General features: G+C 61.3%; 5 protein-coding genes. 1 reads left to right on the forward strand and 4 read right to left on the reverse strand.

All coding sequences use genetic code 11. From position 1 onward, the window contains the following. Window positions 1–1,188 precede the first annotated feature (1,188 nt). Complete coding sequence (locus D7V77_RS37640) at window positions 1,189–1,659, reverse strand: hypothetical protein (RefSeq protein WP_120581066.1); 471 nt, start codon at window positions 1,657–1,659, stop codon at window positions 1,189–1,191. 213 nt (window positions 1,660–1,872) lie between these two features. Here D7V77_RS37640 and D7V77_RS45225 point away from each other — a divergent pair, with 213 nt between their 5' ends. After that, complete coding sequence (locus D7V77_RS45225; protein WP_233597478.1) at window positions 1,873–2,574, forward strand: hypothetical protein; 702 nt, start codon at window positions 1,873–1,875, stop codon at window positions 2,572–2,574. A 286-nt stretch (window positions 2,575–2,860) separates the two neighbouring features. Here D7V77_RS45225 and D7V77_RS37655 read toward each other — a convergent pair whose 3' ends face one another. The 3 genes from D7V77_RS37655 to D7V77_RS43425 all read right to left on the reverse strand — a co-directional run bounded on the left by D7V77_RS37655 (window position 2,861) and on the right by D7V77_RS43425 (window position 8,727). Continuing rightward, a complete protein-coding gene (locus D7V77_RS37655; RefSeq protein WP_158624564.1) occupies window positions 2,861–4,948 on the reverse strand; it encodes a family 16 glycosylhydrolase in 2,088 nt (695 codons plus the stop codon). A 243-nt stretch (window positions 4,949–5,191) separates the two neighbouring features. Beyond that, complete coding sequence (locus tag D7V77_RS37660) at window positions 5,192–5,959, reverse strand: glycosyltransferase family 32 protein (protein WP_158624565.1); 768 nt, start codon at window positions 5,957–5,959, stop codon at window positions 5,192–5,194. Between the two features lie 1,553 nt (window positions 5,960–7,512). Then, window positions 7,513–8,727 (reverse strand): hypothetical protein, encoded by a 1,215-nt coding sequence (locus D7V77_RS43425; protein ID WP_147452286.1) that lies wholly within the window; start codon window positions 8,725–8,727, stop codon window positions 7,513–7,515. Between the last annotated feature and the right edge of the window lie 498 nt (window positions 8,728–9,225).

Consider the following 9,225-nt stretch of genomic DNA (forward strand, 5'->3'; position numbering starts at 1 on the left):
GTATTCTACAACCGGAAGCGGCGCCACTCCGCCCTGGGCTACCTCAGCCCCATCGAGTTCGAGCGAGTGGCCACAACGAGTAGGCTGGCCGCGTAACCAACCTGTCTACGGAACCGGGTCACGCCCAATGGCCCCCGCTTTGAGGAAGCAGTCGCCTCGGCGGACAACGCCCTTTCGCGCGCCTTGCTCACTCGCAGTGACGCGCTGCCGGAGTGGCCTAGACGCATCCATGGCGCAGCCACCGAAATTTGAGTAGGCACAACGGAAGTGCTGCCACCAAGGCCAACTGACCTAGTTGGAGATATCCATGCGTGCCGTCCTCCTTGCTGCCTTCCTTCTTGCTGCCTGCACCAGTGGAGAACCCGGGCCTGCTGGCCCGCCAGGACCTGCGGGCCCCGCTGGTGGGCCCCAAGGTCCTCAGGGTGAGCGGGGCATCGCTGGGCCGCAAGGCCCACCTGGGCCGCAGGGGCCAGTGGGAGCCAGCGGTAGTGGCGCTCAAATCTGCGAGCCTCGCCAAGCCTTCTGCGAAGGTAGCACAGTGTGGATGTGCACGAAGACGGGCACTGATGCGATTTGGACTGGAGACTGCACTGGCGGCTCCGCCAACAACCCAGTCGGCTGCCACACCACGCATTGTGGCGCTAACAAGGGCTGTTGTCGGCCGGAGAAGCCCCTCATCCGCTTCAATCTTCCTTCAACGGGATTCTCAGGAGAGACCTACGGTTATGCGCTTCCCTCGACGGAAACCTACGGGACGGTCACTGGTCAGTGCTCCGCCGATCCGACTCTCAGCGTAACACTCATTCGGTCGCCGACTCCGAACGTCTGTCCGACGAAGTCATACGAGAGCGTTGCTCTTACTCTCGCCCGGTCTAGGGTTCCTGTAGGCAGTGTGGTTTCGCTCCCGCGCGACGGAATCACTCTCGCCGTCTCATTGACAGAACTCGCATGCTCCAGATGGACAGGTTCTCTAACGTTCATCTCGGACGTGCCAACGTGGCGCGTCAGCATCGACGCCACCTGCTCCGAGGCGGGCAAGAGTCTACGGGTCCAGGGAGAACTGAGCGGTGACGTGTAGCTAATCAGCGTCATTGGGAAGGAGGGGCACCTGGTAGTGGTGTACTTGCGCTAGGTGCCTGGCCCACGACTTCCGATGCGACGTGCCCTACCTGCCGATGGCGAGCACCTCTATCGTCCAACGAAGACTGCGTGGCATGTCTGGCAATATACGTGCTTGGCGCTGGTGCCATCACTAAGGTGCATCGAGGTGGGCTGGACTACGATGCAGCCCTCCTTGTGCTGGATGTTGGGCGCGAGCGGGATGGTGTAGATATAGAGGTCGATATCCTTCAACGGCGCGTGCGGCTCCCGCTGCGTAATCGCCTTCTCGGCTGCTTCCGCGAGTTGTCCGAACTCCTCGGCGTCTATCTCCAGTTGACCTGTCTTCGAGTCGAGTCTCACCCAGCTCGCATCGCTTAGGACGTCATCGGCCGTAGTGCCGCTGTTCGCGAGCGCTCCCTCGGGAGCGGCACCGCCGGTTGCAACGGGGGATTGGTATCCGCTCCTGAAGGTAACGGATCCGGTGTGGGACTCCACCGTAATGTGGGCAGCAGCTAGGCGGCTGAGCTTCTTCAAGTCAGTCTTCGTGAGGTCGGCCATGTGAGGAACTCTATTTGAGAGCCCGGCCTTTGTCCCAGCTCGCCCAATTTCGGCATAGTGGAGGGACTCGACGGGTACTCGAGTCAACACCGTCTGATTCTGCCGGCCAATCTTCGCTTGTCCATCGCGTTCAACGCTGACGCCTACCTCCCTCGGGGTAGTGCCCTGCCCGCGCCCGACACCTACTGCTGACGGAGGAGGCCCCCCAGGTGGATGCGGCTGACGCGGGATGTGGAGCAGGAGGCCGACGGCCGGCGGGAGCTGACGGTGGAGGTCTTCGTCCACGAGCGGCGGGGCGGCGTCGCTGAGCTCCAGCCCGCGGGCGCTGAGTGGCGCGTGCGGTGGTTGCGTGGGACGGCGGACCTCAACCGCCAGGGCAGCGGCACGGCCACGGTGCGGGTGACGGCGCCGGGGCTGTACCGCGTGCGGAGCGTCGCGAGTGCCCGGCGTGCCCGGGACGCCTACGTCGACGTGACGGACGAGGACGGTGTCCTCCACGCCACCGTCCTCGGGGTGGATGAGCAGGTGCCGCGCACGACAGGGCCCACGCTCCAGGTCCTGGAAGAGCGATTCGGCATCACCTCGGCCCGCGCCGTGCGCGTGGCCCAGCGGCGTGATGCGGCTGACGCGCTCGCGGACCAGCTCGAGGCGGGCTGCGTCCACGTCGTCCTGCCGCATGTGGTCCTCACCGTGGACGGGCTGGAGGTGCCGCCCCTCAAGGCCGTCAGCGACAAGCAGCTCGCCTACGCACGCGCCGTCCGCGCGAGTGCCGTCCATGGCTTCCTCCGTGCGATGCTCGCGCGCGGCGCGAAGCTGCCACGCCGCAATGTCGAGGTGCAGATGCCGATGCTCGCCGGCTGGGTGCAGAGCCACTTACGAGCGGAGACGGAAAGCCGCTACTGGCTGGACGGCTAGGCGCGCGCTGCCCCGGACATCGGCGTGTTGGGCGAGGCCTTCCGCGAGGCACGCACCGCGAAGGTGGAGATGTCCGCGGACCCGCTTCTCCACATCGACTTGGCGTGGCCATGAGCCTCGCGATGATTTCGGACCTCCTCGCCGAGCAGGGACGCGCGAAGCCCGCGCGCCTCGCTCACTCGCATTGACGCACTGCTTGACGAGGCTTTGCGCGTCCATATCGACCGAGTACCAGTCAGGCGCAACCATTATGTCGTAGCCTGAGTTCCAGACGCGTCGCTTCATGCTATGTCCCCACCGCTCTTTGTAAGTGTCGTGGCGTCCCGGAGCGGGAGCGAGCCGACAAGGAAGCAACCTTGAGCATCGCGGGAAGTGCTTCTTCATCGTGAACTCCTGCGAGTTCGATCGATTCGCTGTTCCAAAGATTTACATTGAACTCTAGCGGCTGGTTGGGGATTGGTGTCGGGCCCCAGGGGAATCGTTCATGCACGGTGACGCCGTCGACGCGCCACCGGATGCACTCGGGCTGCCATTCAATTTCGTAGTGATGGAACGCCTTGGCTGCGTCGAAGCCGAGTTCAATGAGGACTGGTGTACCCCGATACCCGTACTCCAGTCTCGTCCCAACAATCCCAGGGTTATAGAAGACATTGACGAGCATTCGGGTGGTGTCTCGGCCGAGGAACTCGATGTCAATCTCTTGGCGAGGACCATTGCGATGTAGAAAAAGTCCCGACACCAGACCCGAGCCGGATGGCACGCGAAGGTCTGCGGCGAACGTGCCGTATGTGAAGTATTGACGACTCGCGATTGCCGCACCAGTAAAGTCCCGAACTCTGCTCGACTCGCGGCGGAGCGTGAGCGTTGTTGGACCATTGCTCCGCCGTGTGACATTGTCGGGCTGGAATATGGCTCTGTTGCTTGGGAAAGTGTCGTTACGGAGATACCACTCGCTGTCGTCAAGTCGGGCGCCTGTTTGCCAGTCAATCATCGCACTGTCATTGTCATCGTTACCGACCTCTCTGAGAGGAATCGTGTGGTCGAGCGCGACTCCGTGCGAGTCAGTGTGGCCAACGATCCAGGGGGAGGTGTCCCAAGTCAGGCGCCGTCCCGTTCGAGCCATGCGCTCGCCCATGTTGGACGCGATGACGCGTCGCTGTCCCTGCTCAAGCTGGTGAGGCCAGGGATGGGTTGGGTAATCGCAATCGAGGAACCGAGAGAGTCGTTCCCATGGATCGGGATTGTCGACCGGAAGAACGAGACATCGGTGCGGAGGTAAATCGATGGCTTCACCAAGTGCGCTGAGAGCAGCGGGCGAGCCCGTCGCGCTGCTTGGACCAGTCGTGACGATGAGACTCAGTGACGAATTTGAGCTGATGCGTTTGAGTTCGCTCGGACCTAGCGAGCCGATATTTACGTAAGCGTCGAATGTCCGGCTTCGGCGTCCGCGAAGCAGTGCCTCACGCTCATCAGGGCATATATCGGCAACGTCGCTGATGCAGCGGAACCCGAGGACCGACAGTGCCTCCGCTACTGTGGATAGTCCTGTGCCAGGCATGCCGACCGCCACGAGCGGCCCCTTCGTTGACCGACGCCGAGCGAGCAGAGGCGTCTCGTGCTGGATTGCGCCTACCTTCGATAAGACTGGCAGGACTGAGTAGGAGTTGCTCGATGTTACTCCGGCTCGCTGCTCAATCACAGATTGCTCGGTCATTCGAACCGAGAGGTGGCGGAACTGCAGATTGATCCACAAGTCAATCGGCCCGTGAGCTGGCAACAGGCTTAAGAGCTTTTCTGCACCCTTGCGGGAGAGCACGTAGCCGGAGAGCTGCCACAGGCCTCGCGTAGGTCGTCGGAGTGCTGAGCCGGTGTGAGTTTGAGTCTTCCCTTCGCCGGTTTCCTTGTATGAGAGATAAACTAGGTCGACGGCATTATCAATGGCTTGAGCCGATAGCATTTCGTTCCATGCACGATCTAGCACGGACATGCACGTCCGCGTGACGTACACATCGTCCTCAAGCACGAGTGTGTAGGGCGCGTCGCTGGCTGCGATCAGCTTCCACACTGAAATATGAGAGAGAGCAACCGCGATCTCTTGCGGCGTCATGGCTATCCGTGTCGCCCGGGCAAAGTCGTCGACCGTGAGTTTTGGCTCGGGGGCAACAAATAGTTGCTCGGCTAGCGTGTACGTCGGTTCGAGCAGGTTCGCCGGCGGTGGGCCCGCGATGTAGCGGGCATCAATCGCTGAGAATCGTCTTGAGATCGCGCTGAGCGGGCGACCTTCTCCATCCTTCAGCCGACCGAGTTCACGGTTTAGAGCGGACCAACGGTCCTGCGCGCGGTCGAGGTTAATGACGTAGATTCGCTCGATCACCCCCTTTCCTTCGCCCCTCGATGAAAACGCGGTGGAACTCAGTTGCGCGAAAAATCGCCTTGTCCAGTAGCGGGCATGGGCATGTAGGGCGGGCCAGAATCCGGAAAAGGATGTAGTGTTCATACGGGAAGAGGTTTCTGCTCGTCGTCGGGAGGGGGGAGCGGGGACCATACCGGCGTCGAGCAACATCGCCCGAAATCGTAAGTGCCCCGAGCCTGGAATGGTTGGCTTCCGAGAAGCCCATTATTTGTCCTGGCGCCACAGGCGCCAGTTTCGTGCATCGTTGCGGTAGCTTAGTGGCCACTGAGTCACGGCGATGGTTTCCCAATCACACAAGATCTCGACGTCGATTGGCAGTCTAAGTCGTTCTTGCTCTATGGCATAGTTGGCAAGCGCCACCGTGAGGTTACCCGGCCCTGTCATTGACTGGATATCGAGCGGACCACCTCGGTGGCCGCAGATCGCCGCGGTGCTTGCCTGGAGCGCCTCAAGGAGAACTGGATGCCTGGCCGGCGCGATGATCGGCGTGTTGTTGACGTAATGAATCCACGACACGGGCGCGTCATCGACCGATATTGCATGGCTTGGGTCCACCATCGTGTCGGTCGCGGAGTCGTAGCACAGAGCCTGGAGCCGAAGTCGGGAGTCCCGGAAGAGCGGCGTCCAGTCGGCGCCTTGATAAACGTCGTCTGCATCGACGTACATGCCGCCGTTCTTGGCTAAATAACACAGCCGAAAGTAGTCGCTGCGCATCGCCGGATGTGGGCACGCATCGAATGCAGCCAAGTACACATCGTCGTACCTGGATTCGATGAACGAACGCGCCGACTCATCCCCGTAAACCTCTCGGCGAAAGCCCAGCGGCTCCAGCGTCGCCCAGCTCTTCATGCATTCCAGCACATCAATAGGGATCTCCGACGGGGAGTCCCAAAACTGGACAATCACTCGGGGAATGGAGTCCGTTGATGCCGAACCAGCCGAACCTGAGAGAATCCGCGTCAGGTGCCGCATGTACCGCGACCTGATAACATAGTCGTGGATTATGCGTTTTGTGTCCATGCCACCTTCCCCCTCCAGTGTCGCTACCTCGACCTGCTTTGTTGACAGGATCGGCTCTCCTCCGTCCTGAATCTATATGGCACACAAGTCATGTTAAGCCTATGGCGTAGGTCCTACCGTAGGCTTGATGGAAACTTGGAGAGGTGTCCGTCAGTACTGCTCAGTGGAGGAGGTTCGTGCGTCAGATTCGCGGAGTGGGGCAGACGCACGCGGAAGTGGTCCGGTCGACGGCAATTGGCCGTCGCCCCTGCGTCTTCAGCAGGAGCGCAGCTGGCGTTACTGCCCCTCATTCATTCCGGACTCTCCATGGCACCCGGACGGCCGTGGTGGCATAGGCCCAGCAACCGCCGGTCTTGCCGAGTGTCAAGCGCCCGCCTCGTCAGACAGATAATGGGCATGCGCCGCGTTCACTCGCCTTGATGCTCTGCCGAATGAGGCCGTGGCGCAGTTGCCGGGTTGGGGAGTAACACCGCTATGTGCTCTAGACTCACATGCTGCCTCCAGCCTCCATCGAGACCGGCTGCGCGGCAGACGTTCATCGACGCAGCCGCTGCGTGGCGCACCTGTAATGCAGCGACCGAATTTTGGGTAGGCACAAGTGGCATTGGCGCACCCATGACGCGGCGACCGAGTTTTGGGTGGGGACAGCACGCCTTGTCTCTCCTTTGACGCAGCGAGTAGATTTTAGGGCAGGGACAGGCACGGACGAGCGTTCCGCCTTGCGCGGGGTGGTGACCATCCGCTCTTCGCTGCACCGACTCTTCTTCAATGTCTGTTGTCATAGGGCTAGAGATGAAATCTTCTCAAGCCTTAATTGGTCCGAAAACTCCAGGGTGCGTCGAAAGTCAGTGCTTGGGGACTGTGTTGCCAAAGTCTGTGTCGCCCACCTTGATCGCCGGCCCGGTGGGATGAGGCATTGGGCCGGCTTGGTCGGACTCGCGCGCGAGCGACTTGTCGCTGCCAGAGACTAGGAAGGCGTCAGTCGCATGTACTCCGAAGCCGGCGCCCTCCGCGTGCGCGATGAGTCGTATTGCATCACTGGGCGCCGACTTGATGCGAAACACGAGGTCCTGACTATAGATGCCTAGCTGAACATCGGGTGGCACCTCCCAATTGGCTGGGCCTTCCTCCAACTGGACGCCACTAGGTGCGCGCACCTCTACGGCTATCGGCACGCCCAATGGGGCTTGCTTACGGACTTCGGCCCGCAGACGTATCCGAGAGGGCGACTGATCGAGGAGGACGAATCGCACCACTGCCGGTGCCTGTGGACCATCGCTTCGGAGTTCATCTGGAGTGGCTGTGGCCGGGCCATTTTGTTCTACTTTGGCATGGGAGGGGCTTGCCACATCGGAGCGATAGCAGGCCGCGAGGAGCCACACTGAGCAAAGGAGGGTGCGGAGTCTGGGGCGGGTCATGACGCTTTCGTGGGAGTGTGGGGAATTCTGCGTGAAGGACGAGAAGGGCTCGCGTCCACCGCCGCAATCTTGCCTCTGTCTGTTTTTTTAGCGACACAGGCCAGAGACACATGCCAGTCCTGGCGCACATGCTTCGCAGGCGCTGCCGACTGCACCGCAGGCAGTCGCTGTATTTCCGGGCTGGCACACGCCGGCCTGACAACAGCCGCCGCATGTGCTCCTACAACTGGAAGCCGAGCAGATGGGGGCACGACTTGGATATGGGTAGGCCGTCGCTGGTTCGGTGGCGCCGTCAACTGCGGCAGATGGAAATCCTTCGCACACCAATGCGTCGAGAAAATCGGCGACCATCGGACGCGGATTGCCCGTGTTGACGATGTTGACGAATTGGCCGTTGTCAGGATTGATCTTCCACTCATGGCGCGTGTAGCCGCGCGTGAAGGGCGGAGCATTGAGTTGGTGAGATGACAGCGCCTTGTCAATGGCCGGTGTTCCCCATGCGCGGGACTCAGAAAGACGCCACAGGATGGCGGAAACCTCGTTCTCATCCATGAACTGAATGAGCCCCTGATTCGGCGAAGGACGTGACCATGGGGGATTGCCAGGCGAATAGGCTCGTGTGTTCAGGTTCACCCAGAACATTGAGCCGCCCTGTTTATCCACATAATAGCTATCGTTTCTCAAATTCGCACTGAACCACGTCGCATAGCCCTCCGACCATGCTTGCCCGGGGAATGTAGGCGTTCCGATGGAATGTGGCCCGCCTTCATCTGGACTCGTGCCGTAGCTCGCCATCGCCCAATGCCCCAACTCGTGGCCCGTGACAGCATCTGCCCAATAGCTCTGATTGCTATCCGCTGGAATCCACATTTGTGCACTGAAGCGCAAGCCAAACACTTGAGTTTCGGAGGGGGCCAAGCAAGCACCGCAACTCCAGGTTGTGCCGTATTCCATCCAGACGATGAGCGGGCGCCCTGGACGCCCACCGAAGCGCTGCCATGTCACGGCGTGCGCATAACGTAGGTAGTCGTATACGCGCGCTGCTCCCGAGCCCATGGCCTCGGTGATGGTAAGCGTGGAGGAGGGACCAATCGATGAGGTGGGGAATGAGTAGGCCCACAATGTAGGGTTCGGCTTCGTTGCGAAGACGTCCTGCCTCCCAGCTACGGAAAACCCTGGATTGGCGACTGCGAACGCGAGACCACCATTCCCATCTTCTGCGGCGAGCGCTATCGCGATGAAGTCCGATGAAGTGGGGCTTGAGGGGACATCGACGGAGAAATTGCCGGAGCCGTCGGTCATCGCGGTATCCAGCAGGGTGCCACCGGCGTAGGACAACACCGTAAAGCTAGGCGCGGGCGCGAGAAAGACGGGTCCCCAGTCGGTGCGTTGAGCGTTCGGCCCCCGTGCTTCGTAGGCTACTTTCGCGCTTAGGACCTTCTTCGATGTAGCGGCTGCACAGAAACTGCCGAGTGAGCTCGTTCCGCAGCCACCAGGGCAAGCCGTGGCCACCCAGTTCCCGCTCGTACAGGTTTCGAGTGCTGTGCCACTCGCGCAGCGCGTAGCTCCCCCCCGGCAAGCGGACGTCAGTATGCACTGCGCCTTTCCAGAGAGGACGGCACACGATTCACCATTTAGGCAATCGTAGCGCAGCACCGAAGGACGTGCAGTCCCCGTGGGTGTTACGCATGCTTCCACGCGTGTGGTCGTGGCACACCGTCCCTCTACGGGAACGTCGCCGCAAGAAGTGGGCCCGCCGTCGGTTGGTTGCTGCCCCCCATCAGCTGAGCCGGCATCCCC

This window comes from Corallococcus sp. CA041A (assembly GCF_003612075.1).
In the GTDB taxonomy this organism is placed as follows: domain Bacteria; phylum Myxococcota; class Myxococcia; order Myxococcales; family Myxococcaceae; genus Corallococcus; species Corallococcus exiguus.

Bases quoted from the DNA above. Each gene is read 5' to 3' on its own strand.
- D7V77_RS37640 (WP_120581066.1), bottom strand. From the start codon at position 1,659: ATGGCCGACCTCACGAAGACTGACTTGAAGAAGCTCAGCCGCCTAGCT.
- D7V77_RS37660 (WP_158624565.1), bottom strand. From the start codon at position 5,959: ATGCGGCACCTGACGCGGATTCTCTCAGGTTCGGCTGGTTCGGCATCA.
- D7V77_RS43425 (WP_147452286.1), bottom strand. From the start codon at position 8,727: ATGACCGACGGCTCCGGCAATTTCTCCGTCGATGTCCCCTCAAGCCCC.
- D7V77_RS45225 (WP_233597478.1), top strand. From the start codon at position 1,873: ATGCGGCTGACGCGGGATGTGGAGCAGGAGGCCGACGGCCGGCGGGAG.